Origin of the sequence: Legionella sp. PATHC035 (genome assembly GCF_026191115.1) — a bacterium.
Taxonomy (GTDB): Bacteria; Pseudomonadota; Gammaproteobacteria; order Legionellales; family Legionellaceae; genus Legionella.
In genome coordinates, this window is sequence record NZ_JAPHOT010000001.1 from 177,868 (window position 1) to 197,676 (window position 19,809).

Here is a 19,809-nt window from a genome sequence, read left to right on the forward strand (position 1 = left end):
TGGCATAAAAATTTGAAAAATAAAATGAGGAAAACAGATCAGCTGAATTGCAGCGAGTCATCCGAGCAGAGCGTGGGATCTCCACGCTGTGGCACGGTGTTACGATGGGGGCTCCCTACTACACTCGGGATGACATAATTTGTTGCATTCAGAGAACCAAAAATGTATGCGAAAACTTAAAAAAATTGATTGGAGCTCTTTAAAAACGCTGTACGGATGGATCCAATCGATCTAACGCTTGAAAAGGAAGCATCCATCCCGGATATTCCGGTGGTAAGGCACTTACTTCATCTAACTGTTTTAGTTCTTCAACGGATAATTTGAGTGTCACAGCCTCTAAATTATCTTCTAATTGTTCTATGCGCTTGGCACCAATAATAACAGAAGTTACAGCTGGTCTGGTAAGTACCCAGGCTAATGACACACGAGCGACACTACAATTATGGTTATCCGCTATTGGTCTGAGTACATCAAGAATTTTCCAAGCCCTATCCTTGTCGACAATGGGAAAATCAAAACTGGAACGACGAGCGTGTTCTGGTGTTTGATTTTCACGGCTGAATTTACCTGATAGTAAGCCACCCGCAAGTGGGCTCCATACCAGCAGCCCCGTTTTTTCAGCTTCCAATAACGGTATAATTTCTCGTTCTAAATCTCGTCCAGCCAACGAATAATAGGCTTGCAACGTATCAAAACGAGCCAGGTTTTTAAATTGAGAAATTCCCAATGCTTTTGCAATTTTCCAGGCTTGCCAATTTGAACACCCAATATAGCGAACTTTTCCTTGTTGGACTAACGCATCAAGTGCTCGTAGCGTTTCTTCGATTGGGGTAATGGGATCATTTCCATGAATTTGATACAAATCAATATACTCAGTATTCAGTCGACGAAGACTTGCATCCACAGCATCCATAATATGCCCCCGAGAGGCCCCTATATCATTGTAACCTTGGCCCACTCTCCCATATACTTTAGTTGCGATCACTACGTCTTTGCGTGCGATATTAAGGTTTTTTAAAGAGTTTCCTAAAAGACGCTCGCTTTCTCCTTCTGAATAAATATCCGCAGTGTCGAAAAAATTTATCCCTGCATCTACAGACGCTTTGATGAGCTTATCTACACCTGCTTGGTCAACCGCACCAACCGTTTCCCAAAATCCTTTTCCCCCAAAAGTCATCGTTCCTAAACAAAGAGTAGAAACAAGCAAGCCAGTATTTCCTAAAGTCTTATATTCCATAGCCCTATCTCCAATCGAATAATTCATGAATTGATACTACACCAACTCATTGTGCCGTGCTCCAAATATTGCAAGCCCTTGAGTTCGAAACCAGTATTTGTCTTCGCCCACAAAATAGGCTTTTAACTCAGGGATCTCTTGAATATCTGAATAACCTGTTGTTACAAAATAACTTTTCCCTAAAAGTGAATATTCTTTAGTATTCCGTGAAGGAGTTACCAGAATGTGTCCCTCAGGAATAATTTTGATTAATTGTTCAATAAATTCGACTATCTCATTTCCTTTTTCTATCCCATTTTCCACACCAAGCAAATAGGGGACAAAAGCAGTATCAAAGGTTTGAGTTCCATCATTCCTAAGCAGTTGCTCTATTGTCCCTACATGGAATTGAATGTTTTTATCAAGTTCATAATTACTTTGGATTTTGGATCGCACTGCCTGTTGAACCAATCCCACCATGTAGTGAATATAGGTTCTTCTTAAGGAATTCGGCAGTATCAACCAGGATAAAAAATGAGTGAATTTTCCACTGGATAAAGTCATTAACGGAGGATACCAGCAGGTCAGTGCAGCGAATAACTCACCGATTGAAGGAAGTGGATTTCCATGATTATCATATTCACGATAAAGGTAATATTTTTTAAATGCTTTCATCCAAGCAATGGTAACGGGATCTTTATCATAGGCAGTAACGGCTTTCGCACCTGCTTGAGCCAATAGAAAACTACTATTTCCATATCCAGGAATGACCAAGACATTTTTTCCCTCCACTTCTCCTCGAAGGTCATATCGCTCCTTTCGATCTCCTGCCAATGCGGATGCGATATAGCGCTCAGCTCCCATTGGATAAATTTGCACTTCTTTATAATCAGAAAGTCTTGTTATACGCCTGTCTAAGATCCATTTTTTTTCTTGTTTACTTAAAATGGTTTCAGTAGCTGACATAAAATTCCTAAATTAATTTTGTGAGGGTTTTAAACTTGATGACTTTATCATTTTTTTTAAAAGCATGGGTGACACTCTAAAATTATTGTTTAACTTTTCCGCGAGTTTTTTCCCTACTCTACGTAAAGGCTGCTCAATAAATACATGCAATAACCATGATAATAATAATGAAGCACTTATAACGATACTGAGTGATAGCCAAATTTCAAACTTCATCTCCAACATCATACGCAGAGCAATATAACCTGCGATACTATGAATGACATAAAGTGGATAACTTATACGAGCCCAAAAATTAAATACAGGATTTGCTTTGAAAAAATGTGGAAATATAGAAGCAAATAAAAATGTTAATAGAGCAAAAGCATAGCTCCATGCCAGGATTAAATTTCCTGAATAAGGCCCTGACCACCAAGCGATACAAAACATAGCAAATAAAGTACCGATTATAAAATATCCCAAATCAGGTTTAATTTGATGACAATGTACATAATGCAAAACCACACCAATGAATATAAAAATGATATATTGTGCGGACATCATATACGTTTCTGCGCCAATAAAAGCTACAAAATTAGTTGTTGCCCACTCAGGAATCCTGTGCGACATATAGCAGTTCAAAAGAAAAAGTAATGTGGGTATAAAAAAAACAGTTAGCGAATACCGACGAAACCAGATAACGAATAGTGCTGCGATGAGATAGAATTTCATTTCTACTTCAAGAGTCCAGACGATAACATCGATATTTCTTGATGCAAAAATGTCGCGAATTCCTGGTAGATAGTGAAATATTATTTCCTTAAACGTATATGGCCATGCAGCACCAAAGAATTTTCCACCTAAAAATAGAGCCATTAAAGTGAAACTAAATCCAACGGCATAAGTAGGAACTATACGAAAAAAGCGATTCACGAAAAAACTAATGCTATTGGTCTTCTGAAGTGAAAAGGGAATAACAAATCCGCTGATTATAAAAAATAATCCTACCCCATAAGCACCCCAGTCAAAAAGTGGAAATGGGTTAAGCCATCCAACATAAAAGGGTGTCGCGTGTGTTTCAGGGGTTAATAGAGGTGCGTTAATTAGATGAGCAATAGACTCCCTCTTATACCAAAAAGCACTTAGATAATGAGAAACAACGACAAATAAGGCAGCAAGACCTCTTAAGGTATTTGCAAATTCAATCGTAGAATCTTCATGAGAGCCACCCAAGCGGAATTCTTCTAATTTGTTAATAGGATTCATATCTCAATGTCTAGAATTAGATTTTGTGATGCAGCAATCCTAATTCCTTTCTTCTCGGGAATAAAGTTTTTTAGCTGTAAATGCCGCTTTAATATCGTGACAGTTAATTGTGCTAATATTATATACAAATAGGCCATAAAGTGAGAGAAATATGCAATACAAGACAACAGTTGAAGTTGAGCGTGATGGCTCTCTTGTTATGACAGATGGAACATTATCTGCTAACGGTGATATGACCTTTGCTTATCATGCACTGGTGACAATTTGCAATGATCAAGCTAACAAAGGACATACGTTCAAAAGAGATGAACAATTTAAAGTTCAGCCTGTAGTACAGTCAAGTTCTGGTTTCCATTCAGATAGGCTTAAGGTAACGATTAATCCGGAATTTGCAAAAGATGCAATTGCAGTGCTCAAAAAAGAATATCCAGGATTAACAATAAGAAATGAAGAACAACTTGAGCGAATGAACGAACAGAATCATAAATTCCAATAGCTGTCCTTATGCTCTGGAAAATGGAGTTTCTTTGGTAGTAATTGTTTGCGTTGTTATTTGTTAAGTCAAATAACAACGCATTTTAAATGATGCTATGAGCTATTTTCTTTAGGAAATATCGCTACTGGATAAAAGCAATTCATACCCCATTAGTTGGAAAATTTTTTTTAATAATAATAGTTTACAAATTAACAGAATAAATTCATTATCTTGTTCCGAGAATTTAGCAAATAGGAGCCTGATGCTAAATTTAGCGTTCTGTTATCCTTCCACAATAGATGAGATAAAAATGAACCCTTTGCCTCAATTTAACCATTTTATTTAAGGAAAAATGTATGGCTAAAATTTTATGTGTTCTCTATGAGGATCCGATTAATGGATATCCCAAGTATTATGCTCGAGACACACTTCCAAAAATAGAACACTATCCTGATGGACAAAGTGTCCCGACTCCCAAGCATTATGATTTTAAACCAGGAACTTTACTGGGTTCGGTTTCTGGTGCTTTGGGTTTACGCCAATTTCTTGAAGCGCAAGGACACCAATTTATAGTGACTTCAGATAAGGAAGGCCCTAATTCAGTTTTTGAGAAAGAATTGCCCGACGCTGATGTGGTTATTTCCCAACCTTTTTGGCCTGCTTACTTAACTGCTGAACGAATTGCCAAAGCAAAAAAACTACAATTAGTCATTACTGCAGGTATTGGTTCGGACCATGTAGACTTGCAAGCTGCTCAGGAAAATAATGTAACTGTAGCTGAAGTTACTTATTCAAACAGTATTAGTGTTGCCGAGCATGTGGTGATGATGATTCTTTCTTTAGTACGTAATTATCTGCCCTCCCATCAGTGGGTTGTTCAAAAAGGTTGGAATATTGCTGATTGCGTTGTGCGTTCCTATGATTTGGAAGGAATGACTGTAGGTTCTGTAGCATGCGGACGTATTGGTTTGGCTGTCATGAAACGTTTAAAACCATTTGATGTTAAATTGCATTATACAGATCGCCATCGTTTACCAGAAAAAACTGAAAAAGAATTGGGTCTTGTATTTCATCATGATGTGGAGTCTCTAGTCCAAGCATGCGATGTCATTACGATTAACTGCCCTCTTACGCCTGAGACAGAGAATTTGTTTGATGAGCGATTGATAAATAAAATGAAGCGCGGCTCGTATTTAATCAATACTGCTCGAGGAAAAATATGCAATCGTGAGGCCATTGTGCAGGCTTGTAAAGATGGACAACTTGCAGGCTACGCCGGTGATGTATGGTTCCCACAACCTGCACCTAAAGATCACCCATGGCGCTCAATGCCTAATCACGGCATGACTCCACACATTTCGGGAACTTCGCTGTCTGCTCAAGCTCGTTATGCTGCAGGCACTCGGGAGATTTTAGAGTGTTGGTTAGAAGGACGTCCTATCCGTGATGTTTATCTTATTGTCGATAAAGGCAGACTAGCCGGTACGGGAGCACACTCCTATACTACGGGAAATGTGACGGCCGGTGCTGAAGAAGCATAGATGATTTGTTGTAACAATAGGTACCGCGCTTCATACGCGGTGCCTGCTTGATTGGCCTAACAAAGAATATTGATTAGAAACTTCTATGTTAGTGAGTAGGAGCCCAACTGCGATCATTCTCTTCTTGTTCCTCTAATCTGAGCTCACTATTGTATCCAAGTGCGTGTCGTATGAACGTAATGAGTTTCATAATAATATTTTGCTGATTTTCTTCAAGACGCTCAAAAGCCTTGGTTACATTGGGCATGTCCGACAATTTTGTAAGTTCAAAAGAAGTGATCGCTACAACTTCGCGAGATATATTTATTTTAATAAGGGCCTCAACCGCATTCACGGTTTCTCCTGTTGGGCTATCGGTAACATGAGTTTGCCAAATGCCTTTAAATATAAAATCCACACTATTGTCATTAACAACTTCTAATTCTATTTTGTGCTCGGGTACGTCAGGAGACATCCATATAGGATATTCATTTTGTAAATACAGCAATGTGTCGACTATTTTATTCATTGCAAAGTGTAAGCTAAGCCTGCTTTGCAATGTCATATGTAAAATTTTATTTTGAAATGCAGCATCGTTTATGCCTCTATCAGCTAAACAACGACGAAAACCATCTAAAGTTATTTTAGTATTTTTACTTCTCAATTCTGGAAAAACGGCATAGCTCGAGCTTCGGCCTATTTCTTTCTCATCCTCAGCATTAAAAGTAGAAATTGAATCATTTTGTTTCGATTCACGAATAATCGAACTTGCCCTTTGAATTTGAGTAAAGAATCCTAAACCATTTGTAGCGTATTCTAAATTTAATTTAGTCATTTTGCTCTCAATAAAACCCCAAAATATATTACATATTGCATTCAAAATAATCAACTTATATCGGGGTAGTGCGAGATTTTATACTTATTGACGTTATTATCACTTTATTTTATTCACAGATTAATATCAGTGGTGATACCGCCACATCCGTCATATTCAAGGTTTGATTGAAAAATAATTAATGGAAGAGATAAATTTTGAGGTCTTATGCTTTTGTTTTATTAAGAGATATAAATACTTCTCCTATCCGCCTTATTAAGCTTCAATATCTTCTATAATATAAAGAAGTATGAAACATTCTTGTCTAACCAGTTGCTAAGGAAATAAATGATTTCTATAGACGGCTATGCATTACGAGAAAAAATGCGGCATAACCATAATATTGATACCTATTATGCCTTGCGACTTAGAGACAGTCGAAGAGTTCTTCTTAAAACACCAAGTAAGCCCCACTCAAGCTCTGAGAACTTGGCTATCTTGCAACATGAATATTATTTGCTCAATATGATTGAGGCGCCAACCATTATAAAAGCTTATGATTTTCTGCAAAATTTAAAAACGCCTGTCTTAATTCTTGAGGATGTCAAAGGACAATTATTAACGTCATACCTTCTTATGCATCAATTAGACATTGAGAGTTTTTTAATTTTATCTTTGCAACTTGTTGATATAGTTGGAGAATTACATCAGCGACATATTATTCACAAAGAAATTAAACCATCTAATATCGTTATTGATCCAGACCAACTGAACCTCAAGCTGGTTGACTTAAGCTCCTCTTCCAAGTTAACTGAAGAAACCTTTGATTACCTGAAATTAGAAACATTAGAAGAAGACTTGGCCTATATCTCCCCTGAACAAACGGGACGTATTAACCGTCCAGTTGATTATCGCACCGATTTTTATTCACTGGGTATCACATTTTATGAAATGTTGACTAATCGATTACCCTTTCAAACAGTTGATACGCTTGAATTAGTACATTGTCATATTGCCAAAAAGCCCCCAACTGTATTGGAAGCGAGACCGGATGCACCCAAGATGTTGGATGCAATTATCGAGAAGTTGTTGTGTAAAATGCCAGAGGACCGCTATTCCAGTATTATTGGATTGAAATCGGATCTTAGGGAATGCTTAAATCAATGGCAACAAAAGGGAACGATTAATGAATTTCCCCTTGGACGAAATGATATTCGCGATCATTTAAGTATTTCTCGTAATTTATATGGCAGAGAAATACAAGTAGAAAAACTAATCAAAGCTTTTAATCGAATTAGCCACAGTGGTAAAGAAATTGTTTTGATTGCGGGATATTCTGGCATCGGGAAAACCTCATTAGTGAAGGAAGTACATAAACCGATTATTCAACATAGAGGATATTATATTCAGGGCAAATTTGATCAACTACAACGAAGTACCCCTTATAGCGCCATTGTTGCCGCATTTAAAAATTTAGTAAAACAAGTCCTATCAGAGAGTGAAAACAAACTAGAGAAGCTAAAAAAATTGCTTATCCATTCTCTAGGCAATATAGGTCAGGTTGTCATTGATGTTATTCCAGATGTTGAGCTCATTATCGGCAAACAACCACCAGTAGTCCCGTTGAGCCCTGCTGAAACACAAATACGTTTTAATCTGGCATTTCAAAATTTTGTACGAATCTTTGCTCAAGCAGAACATCCACTCGTCATGTTTTTAGATGATTTACAATGGGCTGATAATTCTTCCCTAAATTTTATTGAAAACTTGTTACAAGATAGAGAAACGAATCACCTACTCATTATTGGCGCTTATCGTGATAATGAAATCAATGAGAATCACCCATTGCAATTAAGCATTAACAACCTAGATAAAAATAAAGTGAACTTAAGCACCCTGACTCTACAGCCACTACGCTTAAATAACATTCAAAGTCTTCTGGTCGATACATTATCCAGTTCACCCAAAAAAGTCCATGATTTGGCCAAATGTATTTTTAATAAAACTCAAGGTAACCCATTTTTTATTAATGAGTTTCTTAAAATAATTTATGCACAAAACTTATTGGTCTTCTCTTATGAGCATGCTGCTTGGGAGTGGGACTTAAACAAAATTCAACAACAGAGTGCCACGGATAATGTCATTGATCTTTTGACTAGCAAAATTCACTTACTCCCCAAAGCCACACAAGAAATCTTAAAATTAGGGGCCTGTTTCGGCTATCAGTTCAACTTTAAAACCTTACAAATAATTACCAATCAATCGACGAGCCAGATGGCGGCGCACTTGTGGGAAGCGATGAAAGCAAATTTAATCTACCCAGTTGAGGAAGCTTATAAAACATCGGGGTTGATGGGTTTAAATGAAACAATTACAAATCTTAGCAACACATCACTACATTATATTTTTGTTCATGACAGAATTCAGCAAGCTGCTTATGAGTTGATAAATGAACAAGAAAGACCGGATATTCATTTAAAGATAGGCAAATTATTATTAAAAGATGATCCCCTTGTAGAATATGATGAGCGGCTTTTTGATGTATTAAAACATTTTAATCAAAGTATTTCATTAATTCATAAATCAAGCGAACGATTGAAGTTGGCTCAATATAATTTATGGGCAGGACAAAAAGCAAAATTAGCCTCTGCATATGATGTTGCAAACGAGCATCTAACTGTCGGTGTTGAACTATTAAAACCATATAATTGGAAAAAAAATTATAATCTTATCTTCCAACTTTTTAAGGAGTTTGCAGTTTGCAGATATTTAATTGGTGATTTTAAAATTGCAGATGAGTATTTTAGCGAGCTCTTAAAGCATGCACATGATGCTTTGGATAAAATTGAAATTTATCGTTTGAAGATTGAAATGCTCTCGGCACTGGGAAAACATACTGAAGCCCTACAGATAGGATTAAATGCATTACGAAGTTTTGGCATGAAGATACCAACGAATCCAAGTTCAATTAATATATTGGCCTCAATCTTTAGAATAAAATTTCAATTAAGACATACTAAAATTGAAAACCTACATTTACCTCTGGTGAGTGACTTAAAGCAGATCGCGATAGTTAATCTAATTACTCAACTGCTCAATAGTGCATTTATCACAAATCAGCAATTGTTCGTGCTTCTGACCTGCAAAAATATTATTTTAAGCTTAAAGTACGGATATACTGAAAGTACATCGATGTCAATTCCGGTCTATGCGTTTATTATTATGCATTCCTTAAATTTGTACGATGATGCCATTTCATTTGTAACGCTATATAACCGGCTGAAGAATGAATATGGTGCATCAAGTTTTGAAGGTAAAAATCAATTCGTTCTGGGTACTTTTATTGAGCCCTATCAAAAATCACTTACTTTATGCAATAACACAGTGATTAAAGCATTTAAGTTGTGTTGTGAAGTAGGTGACTTAGTATACAGTAATTACAGTAACCTACTCCTGATACTCCATTCATTGTCAGCAGGTAAAGAGTTAGATGAAAGTAAAAAATACATAAAATCGGCTTTATCCTTTATGTCACGCATGAAAATATCAGATTTTGTTAATGTAACCACTTTTTGGGATTATATGACGCAAGGCTTGGAGCAGCCTCAGTTTACAAAAATCAAGCAATTATCTTTATTTGAAAAAAATATCATTAGTGGAAGAAATAAAACCGAATTAAGCTTTTTCTATAGCTCTCTGACACAGCTACACTTTCTCCTGGGTAATTTTGCTGAGGCAGTCCAAGCAGGAGGCAACCATGAGATCTATTCGGAATATAATAAAGGCATGATTAGCCATTTTGATGGTAAATTTTACTATGCGTTATCCCTGCTAAGCTTATTACCCCAGTTACCCAAAAACAAACATCGTCTTTATTTAAAAAAATTAAAGCAACTCAAAGCATTTATTAAAAAATATGAAACTTGGTGTCCGGGAAACTTTAAAGCTTATTCTTTGCTTATAAATGCTGAATATATGAGTCTAAAGAAGCAAAACGAGAGTGTCCTGGTACTCTATGAGCAAGCAATCGAAGCTGCTCTTACAAGTGGGCTAGTCTTAGTTGCGGCAATTGCCAGTGAGCGCGCTGCTTACTTTTGCGATAAAATCAAAATAGATAATATCGCAAAAATTTACATGTCTCATGCCCATCACTACTTCAAGGATTGGGGGGCACTTGCCAAAGTAAAACATTTAGAACAATCTTCTCAGACAACGGCATTAATTAACTACTATCCCGATCTGCAAGTTAAAACGCCGACTCTAGATATGTTGACCGTTTTAAAATTTAATCAGCTTATTTCTAGTGAAATTCGCCTGGATAAATTACTTCAAAAACTGTTAGTTATTGTATTAGAAAATGCAGGAGCACAACGAGGTATTATCCTGATTCAGGATAATGATAAGTGGATGATTGAGGCAGAAGGAAATTTAGATCATCAAATGATTTACCTCAATAGCCCAATAGATCAGGAAAATACCGTAGGATACCCTACTTCCATCCTGAATTATGTTCAACGGACTCAAAAAGCCATTATTTTAAATGATGCAATTCAATCAGAACTCACTGTTCAAGATGAATATGTACAGCAAGAAAATCCAAGATCTCTTTTAATGATGCCGTTGTTTTATAAGAGTCAATTATGTCGGATCCTGTATTTAGAGAACAACAGCAGTAGCTGTACCTTTACGCCAAGTCATTTGGATAACTTGCAATTGCTCGCTTCCCAAGCAATGATTTCACTCGAAAATGCCAAACTTTATTATCAAGCGACTCATGATCCATTAACCGGATTAGCCAATCGAAATTTACTCTATGAAATATTTCAACACAATACAAATCAGGTGACCCGATTTCAGGGAAAGATTGCTTTACTATTTTTGGATATTGATTATTTTAAGGTAATTAATGACAGTTTGGGACATGATAATGGAGATAAGATGCTGATTCATGTAGCAAAAACAATTACTTCTTGTTTACGTGAATTTGATATCGCTGCTCGAATAGGTGGTGATGAATTTGCAATAATCCTTTTCAATATCAATTCAAAGGAACAAATTACAACAATCGTTGAGCGATTGCTCGCTGATATTACCAAACCAGTTCCTGTAGATGAACATTTAATTCAAATCGCATCCAGCATGGGTATAAGTATCTACCCTGATGATGGGAAGAATATAGAAACGTTACTTAAACAGGCTGATACAGCTCTTTATCAAGCAAAAGAGAAAGGAAGAAATCAATTTCATTATTATTCTAATGAACTCTATGAAGAGTACCAACAAACCCATGGACTGGGTAAAGAGCTACAACGTGCCTATGATAAACAAGAATTTTTCTTAAAGTATCAACCAGTTTGTGACGCACGCACAGGAAACATAGTTGGACTTGAAGCTTTATTGCGCTGGGCTCATCCAGAAAAAGGTGTCTTAGATGCTGGAAAGTTTATCCCTAATTTAGAAAAAAGCCCATTAATCATTCCAGTGAGTGAATGGATTATCAGAAATGTATGTCGTCAGGCGAAGGACTGGCAAGATAAAAAAATGCTTGCAGGACCTATTGCGATTAATATATCCACAGTCCAATTTATTCGACATTCACTGAGTAAAATCATTGCTGATGCTTTGGCCGAAAATCAACTTGATACATCCTCTATTGAGTTGGAAATCACAGAATCAGTTTTCATTGAATATAGTGATAAGTTATACAAAGAAATTAATTTATTAAAAGAAATGGATATTAGTTTAGTGATTGATGATTTTGGTACTGGTTATTCCAGTTTATCTTATTTAAAACATTTACCCGTTAAAAAAATAAAAATCGATAAAGCATTTATTAATAATTGTCATAATGATTATTTAGATCAAACGATTATTAAAGCAATTGCAACAATCGCGCATAAGTTAAATATAAAGGTTGTTGCTGAAGGAGTTGAGAACGAATCACAACTTCATTTTTTACGGGAACAAGGCATTGATGGAGTCCAAGGATTTTATTATTACCAGCCATTATCAGTAGAAGAATGCAAAATATATTTGCAAAACAAAAAATAGAACATTTGAACGATAGATCCCTTATGGCTCAAAAAGCTTTTTTTATATCATTTACCGCTTATATTTTTTACAAAAATCATTTTAAGCATCTATACTTACCTATGATTTTAATTATTTTAACTAAGGAAGGTACTTATCATGTATAAGAAAATCATACAAGCAGCTGCATTCTCTTTTACGTTAGCACTTAGCCCAGTAGTATTAGCCCATTCCTGGGGCTGCGGGGAAGGATTGAAAAATATGGTTGAATCATTAAAACTTGATGACAGCCAAAAATCTAAGATAAAACCTGTTTTAGAGCAACTAAAATCAACAATACAAAATGATGCAGCTCAAATGAAGGGCTTACATGATCAACTCAATCAACAAGCTGAATCGGCTAATATGGATCAATCAACAGTGGACAGTTTAATCGATAAAAAGACAAAACTGATCGGCGACATGATGAAAGCCAAAATAGCCGCTAAGAATCAAATTTATGCAGTTCTGACCCCACAACAAAAAACAGAACTTCAAAATAAAATGAAAAAAATGAAAGAAAAGATGGAAGAAAAATTTAAAAGCTGTCATGAAGAGTAAACGAAGTATCTTAGGAACTTTTTTAACAACTCGCTAGACTGAGTCAAAATGTCGTGATTTTAGAGCACGAAATACAGCGTACAGGAACAAAGCATTTAAAATCACGACATTTTGCCAGGATAGTGGGATCGTCACCCGATCCTATTTCAATTCAGGAACAATCGTGATAATTCCTGAATTCTTAATCCAAACGGGCAAGAAATGTTATTAGATGAATATCTGTGTTGTGATGCAACAGAACTGGCAAAACGAATCAAAACACACGAAATTAGCCCACTTGAAGCCTTGGATTGTGCTCTTTCCCGGCTAATTGAAGTCAATACAACACTCAATGCGGTAGTGACTGATTGTTCCGATTTTGCAAAGAAATGCCTCAGCACGCTTCATGGAGATGAACCCTATTATGGTGTTCCTCTATTAATAAAGGATTTGGGGCAGCCCATTGCTGGAGTACGCGCTACCGAAGGATCACGCTTTTTTGCTAAAAATATTCCTCAAATCACAAGTGATTTAGTGAGTAAGATGATTTCATTGGGCTTTATCCCTTTTGCAAAAACAAATACACCAGAGTTAGGCCTTTCCTATGTGACTGAATCTGCATTATTAGGACCATGTCACAATCCTTATGACCTTAATAGAACTACAGGAGGCTCCTCTGGGGGTTCAGCTGCAGCAATTGCTGCAGGTATTGCGCCTATTGCTACAGCGAGTGATGGAGGTGGCTCCATTAGGATCCCTGCCGCATGTTGTGGCCTATTCGGTTTTAAACCAACGAGGGGATTAACTCCAACAGGTCCTTTAACGGATGAATTATGGTCTGGCCTGGCAGTAAATTTTGTATTAACCCGCTCTTTACGAGATTCTGAGGCATTATTTAAGCAATTGGCCGATCAATCTCGAGTGCATCCTCTTATTCCAGATAGAAAATTAAACATAATCTACTTAGATGGCGTTTTTGCACCAGTACCTGTTGCGGAACCATGCCTGGAGGCGGTGCGCATAGTTGAAGAATTATTAAAAAGTTTAGGCCATACAATACAAAGAAAAAGCTTGGCATTAGATCTTCAAAGTATCGGTGATTGTGTGATTACCCTTATTGCCGCAAATACATATACCGTTATTAAAATCCAAGAGACTCAATTAAAGAAAAAAGCAACGCGTGATGAACTTGAACCGGTGACATGGGAATTCTATCAACGAGGAAAAAAACTTACTGCTGGAGATTATTTAATTGCCAAGAGTCGTTTATACCAGCTCATTCAGCCCCTTCACCAGTTACTAAAACTAAATGATTTAGTACTTACGCCGGCTTTAGCACAGCTTCCATTGCTTATAGGAGAATTGAGTACACAAGATGATTTTGAGCATTATTTACAAAAAAATGTAGAATTTTCTCCTTTTACTTCATTGTTTAACCAAGCAGGCCTACCGGCGATGACCCTTCCAGTCATGTTACATGATCAGCTTCCGATATCAGTACAAATGGGGGCTACTCAAGGAAATGACTTATTGTTGTATTCTGTGGCAAAAAAAATGCAATCAATGCTGCCTGATTTAAGTCAAGTAATGCCCTACAAGTTAAGCCAATAAATGTTAAAAAAAGCGATTAATAACCAAAATCAGTTCGGTTCAAGACCATATTGTTTTCACCAGAGAAAGATGCGAAAACTAAAGTGATTTTATTTCCTTTCAAATTCCCCCTCTTATTTTCCACATGCAATGACCAGCAACCATTTTGAGCGCATTGCTTCTTAGCTGCCTGAATCCGCGATACTTGTATCAATAACCCAGCCATTGTGTGCTTCGATGGCTTCGCTAATGTCTCAGAACATTAATCAAATATTCTTACCACAGAGATTAGCAAAACCTATGAGACAAAGGTTCTTCGCAATTTACAAGTTAATCTCTTCAAACAGCAGTTTGGAAAGGCTTAAGCGCGACAAGTCTTTAATAATAAAAGAGATCTGTTAGGTTATATATCTCTGTGATAGTATGCGCGCCTGCTGTAGCAAATAGGAAAGGACTTAGCTGATGAAGACATCTTACAGAAAAGTTAAAAGAAGAATTTTAAATTTTTTATCTCCTCATTCATCCCCTATACATCCCATTGAAGTACCACCTTCAGATCAAATTTATGGCAAATTAACAACTCGAGAACAGATGTCATTTTTTGTTGTACAAAGTGATGTCTCTGCATCAGGAGATGTTGAAACTCAGTTAGAGGAAAATAAAGAAATTCAATCCGAGCAGATAGAAGACAATCGGAGTGATAGTGAGACTGATAGTGATGGTTTAGATGAATTTCTCTTGCATGCGGTAACACTGGAAGATCAATCGCTTCATCAGAAATTTTCTACGTTGCATAGTTCCTTAGATAATTTAGAAAAAGCAATCGACCAAATTACACCGAACCAATTCAACTCTGAGCAATACGCTCATATCAATGAATTAATGCAACAAATCACAGTAAGTTATTATGAACAAATTCAGTCTAATTTTCATTATCGCAATTGGTTTTTGGCTATACGGGATAAGTACCAACAGGCACACATTTCTCTTTTAAAACATTTCTATACTGTATCGCCAGAAATAGAAGTCTCGACAAATAATCCACAAGCATTGGTTGATAAATTACAATACAAAATAGTACCAATGATGGAAATATGCAGTAATCTTAGCCAATCAATGACCTATGATGCAAAAAGTCTCGATCAGTTACTATCCTTACTTCATTTGGTGATGCTGCTTGTGGGTGGAAAAGATAAAAGAGCTAACATCTCATCTAATGTAGCCCTTTTGTCTGCAATAACGAGGATAAATGATAAAGAGCTGCAAATAAGGCTGCATAAGACAATTCTTGATAGTTTAAAAAACATTCTGAAAATATGTGTGTCAGCTCATTTAAAAGAAGGCACGATTAAAGAAAACTACATCATAGTTAATGGGCAAAAACAACATGTAGATATTTTAAGAGAATCGATAATTACTTTATCTGACTTACTTTCTATTCTTTCACAAACAACATCAGAGATTACCGCAACAAAACTGGCCGGATTATTAAACAGTAACGTGGACCTATTTGAAAAACTAGCTGCTGTAGAAAATTATGTTTCCACTAGTGAAGACATTAAAGCCAATTATTATTTTTTAGAATATATTTATGATGCTATAGAGCATTTTCAAAAACAAACATTAGTTCAATTTGATCGGGATCCTTATTTGGTTCAGGTGGTATTAACTGTTTTATGGAGCAGATATGAAGCGATATGCACCAGGAATTTTATTCATGATTTGCAGTCCAGGCCTGTAACGAATAATCCAGTGCTTTTCAGTGCATCAGGGAATCTTCGCAAGTTAAAACTAAGTGATAAATATAAATCCGAACGTTTAGCAGTCGCCGTGCTTTCTTTAAATGCAGATGATTTAAAAAGGTGGATCGCGAGTGAGAAATCAGCACATGATGATTTTTATCAAAAAATAGATACAGCCCGCCTAATGATTGCGAATCGGATTGCGAATATAAACGAGCTGGTTACGAAACTAAATCATCCTGACCAAGCCAAACCCAATTTTTTATTCGCAGTGATTCAAGTTCTAGAGGATTTGAAGCTATTTCCTCAAGAGGTACTAAGTCAATTAAAAGGCTTATCTTTTCAACAAATGCTCCCTAGATTAAAAGTTATGTTGGAAGAAAAACAACACGAAGCAAAGAAAATCGAGGAGTTCTTGGCCATTCCATTATTAAATCGAGGATCCTACATCCAATTAGAGGTTGGTGCTCGTTCAATATCGATACCTACAGAGGAAATTAGGAATTTAGCGTATCTCGCTGGTGGGGAATTTGGCATTGTCTATTCAGCTAAATATTTAGGCAATAACCCCGAAATATGCGCCCTGTTCCCCTCCCGTATGATTGTCTTCAAAGAACTAAGAATAAAAACACCAAAAAGCTTGTATGAATTTGAACAGGAAAGAAATATTTGCCTTACGTTGTCTGAATTATCGAAGAAAAATCCAGGATTGAATTGTCCATCCAGTGCCAAAGGATTCATTGTTCATAATACCCAACAAACTGAAATAATAATGAGTGAATATGTTATTGGGCAACAAACGCGCATGCTGGACAACCAATTCGAACAAAAAAGTATCGATGGGTCAAAAATTGCAATGATACTTCGTAATAAAAGTAGAATAGAACAGTTTTTAATTTTAGCGTCGATTAGTATGGGAGTTATTAATGCAGAACTTTTAATGATTGATAAAGCCGAAGTCTTACACTTAGATGCTGCATTACGTAACATCCTGTTACAAATAAACGAAGACGGTAGTTACACCGCAAGGCCTACAGATTTTGGATTAAGTAGAGTTCTCGGTAAGCCACTTGAAAATGGTCGTAAATTTACTAAAGAACCAGAATCCGCTGCAAAGTTTCCTTTGCCATCAATATCGATGCAGCGCTTTTTTGGTCACGGTGGCTTAGTAGAGGAAAGTGCAGGCTTATATGAATTGAAAATATTATTATTAGGATTTGTTTCCTCTTTATTGAATATTGATATGAGGATGTACATACGAAAAGATCGAATCGCTTCAGGTTCGACAGACGACCTATTAAGTTATATTGAATTACTCGCTTACTATAATACTAAATATCAAAACCGTTTCGATTTTGATGTAATTGATCAAGAGAACATATCAAGATATTTTGACAATGTCTTATTTTTGTTAAATACACAGGTTTTTGAGAAACAGCAGGGTCTTGCTTATATACAAGATGTTTTAAAAGATCTTTATATTGTCCTCGAGCCCTTCATTGTCAGTCGATATGATTCACTCTCAGATCAGTTGGAACAATTTAAAAAAGTTTTAGATAACATCGTACAACACTCGTTATTGATAGTTTTTTCCGAATATCAAGAAAATCAAAACTTAGATGAGCTCATGGCTTGTATTGCACACATAAGAGCGATGTTGGCGATTTTTTCTCAAAACAAATTTTCAGAATTAACAAATAAATGGAACCATGTATCCGAGAAATTAAATCTGTTGCAAAACCAATATCAACATTTAAGTATTCACTCGATTGATTTTGATAAAAATTTAAAGGCTTTAGAAGAAGAGGTAAATCGATTTATCGCCAGTTTAAATAAATCAACTGCGGACGATAAAGTGATGACCTCTAAAGAGTTAAAACATTTTGAATCTTCAGAAAACAATCAAAAATATTCTAATATTCAATTTTTTAGAAAACCCAAAGCTGATAAAAATCAAGACTCTGCCGAGAATAAATTACCTCAAGAAGCGGGAAAGTCAGCAGAAGCTGTTCGGCATAAATTATTTAAACAAGGTCAAATGATGGAAGAGCGAAGTGAATCCAATCACAATATGAAGCAGCAACCCTCAATATAAAACCACTCGCATCATACACGAACAGTTTATCTGAGGTGCCCTTGCGGTTGGAAAAAAAACCATACCGTTGTATGGGGCATCAAACAGCTTTGGTTGGCATAAAGTTTCTGTCTGAACAAAGAAACAATTTAACAGTGAAAGAGATATATGATGCATTATCCATAACAGACAATCTATTATTAAAGCTGGACTGTATAGACCAAGCCTTGAATAAATATGAACAAGATCTTAACGATATCGCCTTGAACATAAACCGGACATACCACTATTAACCAACGATGAGTTTAGGGCACTCACTACATCTCGATTGGGTGATATGACTTTTGAATGTATTGATTTATTAGAAAAACTCTATATCCCGGAACATGATTTACATCACGCTGCAGAGGGCTAAAAGCTTTACCAGCAAGCGTAAATATGGGGGTTATCCAGGGCGGGTCCCAATAATTATGAGTCAACTCGTTCCAAATAAACCGGAGCAAATCCAGGACCGTACCCACTACCATGTGTTTTATGCAATGAGCTTTTTGGTGCCATTTATCATAGACTCGCCTCTTAAAATCTTCGAGACTATAGCTAAATAAAAGCCCTGTCTATGCTTGCTGACAACTCAAGACTAATGACTCTATCATAGGAAATAGAGGGTGATAAGTGACGTAAAAAAGCCCTGATGATGCTCAGGGCGCTTAACCTAGATTAATTATCATTTAGGAAATTGGTTTGGCATAGGATTATCTTTACCTATATTTTGGATATTTATATCCTTAACCCCACTTGCACCTACTTGTGACATGTTACTACCGCTGCTCATACCAGGCTTTGCAGCAGGTTGATTTATGGGCGAATTATGACTGATTGGTGCTGTAGAATGCATCATAGCGGGTTTGGATTCAGGTTTTCGTGCTTCTTGTTTTGCTTTTACGGCAGGAGTTGTTTTACTTTGAGAAGTGGTTGCCTTGGCATTCTTTTTCGCATTTGCCATTTTTGCAGATGATGATACTTTTTTAGCGGCAGGTGCTGCAGCTTTTTTGGCAAGAGATGACGTTTTTTGAGCAGCAGGCGACGCGGCTTTTTTAGTTGGCGAAGATACTTTTTTCGCAGCTGATGTTGCCGCTTTTTTGGCTGATGAAGAGACCTTTTTCACAGTGGATACGGCTTTTTTTGCTGCAGTCTTGGTTGTGGTGGCAACTTTTTTTGTGCTTTTTGTCATTAAAGATGAAGTTTCATTCATCATCTCGTTCGCATGCTGATCCATATCACGGGAAATATTTAACCAATGCCGCTCAAGGATATTGAAGGTTTCTCTCATATAATCCATAGTCATCTGACTGTTTTGGATAAATAGCTCCATATTTTTATTAAAAAACTCTTCGGGTCTTTTTATATTGAATAAATCCATTGGCTTAAGTAAAGACAAGTTCTGCATCATTTTAACATTCAGTTCCATTAGTTTTTGCATTGGAGCATCCATATTGTTAAAAATCTTTTGCTCAAAAAATTGGTTCTTCATAGCATCTCCTTATGTTGCATTGCACAA

General features: G+C 36.4%; 11 protein-coding genes. 6 read left to right on the forward strand and 5 right to left on the reverse strand.

The window, feature by feature from the left end; translation table 11 throughout:
* Window positions 1–199: 199 nt before the first annotated feature.
* The 3 genes from OQJ13_RS00835 to OQJ13_RS00845 are packed head-to-tail and all read right to left on the reverse strand — an operon-like array spanning window position 200 to window position 3,427.
* The gene (locus OQJ13_RS00835; RefSeq protein WP_265708488.1) at window positions 200–1,237 is read right to left on the reverse strand and encodes an aldo/keto reductase; all 1,038 of its coding nucleotides are present in this window, start codon (window positions 1,235–1,237) and stop codon (window positions 200–202) included.
* 36 nt (window positions 1,238–1,273) lie between these two features.
* Window positions 1,274–2,182, reverse strand: a complete 909-nt coding sequence (locus tag OQJ13_RS00840; RefSeq protein WP_265708490.1) for an ABC transporter permease — start codon at window positions 2,180–2,182, stop codon at window positions 1,274–1,276.
* A 12-nt stretch (window positions 2,183–2,194) separates the two neighbouring features.
* Complete coding sequence (locus OQJ13_RS00845; protein ID WP_265708491.1) at window positions 2,195–3,427, reverse strand: acyltransferase family protein; 1,233 nt, start codon at window positions 3,425–3,427, stop codon at window positions 2,195–2,197.
* A 151-nt stretch (window positions 3,428–3,578) separates the two neighbouring features.
* On the opposite strand from OQJ13_RS00845, the gene OQJ13_RS00850 reads away from it, so the two are divergent.
* Together OQJ13_RS00850 and OQJ13_RS00855 are read left to right on the forward strand one after the other, a co-directional pair.
* Entirely contained in the window at window positions 3,579–3,923 is a 345-nt protein-coding gene (locus tag OQJ13_RS00850; protein ID WP_265708493.1) for a hypothetical protein, read from the forward strand.
* A gap of 335 nt (window positions 3,924–4,258) precedes the next feature.
* The gene (locus OQJ13_RS00855) at window positions 4,259–5,443 is read left to right on the forward strand and encodes an NAD-dependent formate dehydrogenase (protein ID WP_265708494.1); all 1,185 of its coding nucleotides are present in this window, start codon (window positions 4,259–4,261) and stop codon (window positions 5,441–5,443) included.
* An 88-nt stretch (window positions 5,444–5,531) separates the two neighbouring features.
* Here OQJ13_RS00855 and OQJ13_RS00860 read toward each other — a convergent pair whose 3' ends face one another.
* Entirely contained in the window at window positions 5,532–6,257 is a 726-nt protein-coding gene (locus OQJ13_RS00860) for a hypothetical protein (RefSeq protein ID WP_265708497.1), read from the reverse strand.
* Window positions 6,258–6,584: 327 nt separating this feature from the next.
* On the opposite strand from OQJ13_RS00860, the gene OQJ13_RS00865 reads away from it, so the two are divergent.
* The 4 genes from OQJ13_RS00865 (at window position 6,585) to OQJ13_RS00880 (ending at window position 18,272) form a co-directional block, all read left to right on the forward strand.
* Window positions 6,585–12,287, forward strand: a complete 5,703-nt coding sequence (locus OQJ13_RS00865; RefSeq protein WP_265708499.1) for an EAL domain-containing protein — start codon at window positions 6,585–6,587, stop codon at window positions 12,285–12,287.
* A 138-nt stretch (window positions 12,288–12,425) separates the two neighbouring features.
* On the forward strand, window positions 12,426–12,866 hold the full coding sequence (locus OQJ13_RS00870) for a Spy/CpxP family protein refolding chaperone (protein ID WP_265708501.1): 441 nt from the start codon (window positions 12,426–12,428) through the stop codon (window positions 12,864–12,866).
* A 201-nt stretch (window positions 12,867–13,067) separates the two neighbouring features.
* On the forward strand, window positions 13,068–14,456 hold the full coding sequence (locus tag OQJ13_RS00875; RefSeq protein WP_265708503.1) for an amidase: 1,389 nt from the start codon (window positions 13,068–13,070) through the stop codon (window positions 14,454–14,456).
* A gap of 441 nt (window positions 14,457–14,897) precedes the next feature.
* Window positions 14,898–18,272 (forward strand): hypothetical protein, encoded by a 3,375-nt coding sequence (locus OQJ13_RS00880; RefSeq protein WP_265708504.1) that lies wholly within the window; start codon window positions 14,898–14,900, stop codon window positions 18,270–18,272.
* Between the two features lie 703 nt (window positions 18,273–18,975).
* Here the strand turns inward: OQJ13_RS00880 and OQJ13_RS00885 are convergent.
* Window positions 18,976–19,782, reverse strand: coding sequence for a hypothetical protein (locus tag OQJ13_RS00885; protein ID WP_265708505.1), 807 nt, complete (start codon window positions 19,780–19,782; stop codon window positions 18,976–18,978).
* Window positions 19,783–19,809 lie beyond the last annotated feature (27 nt).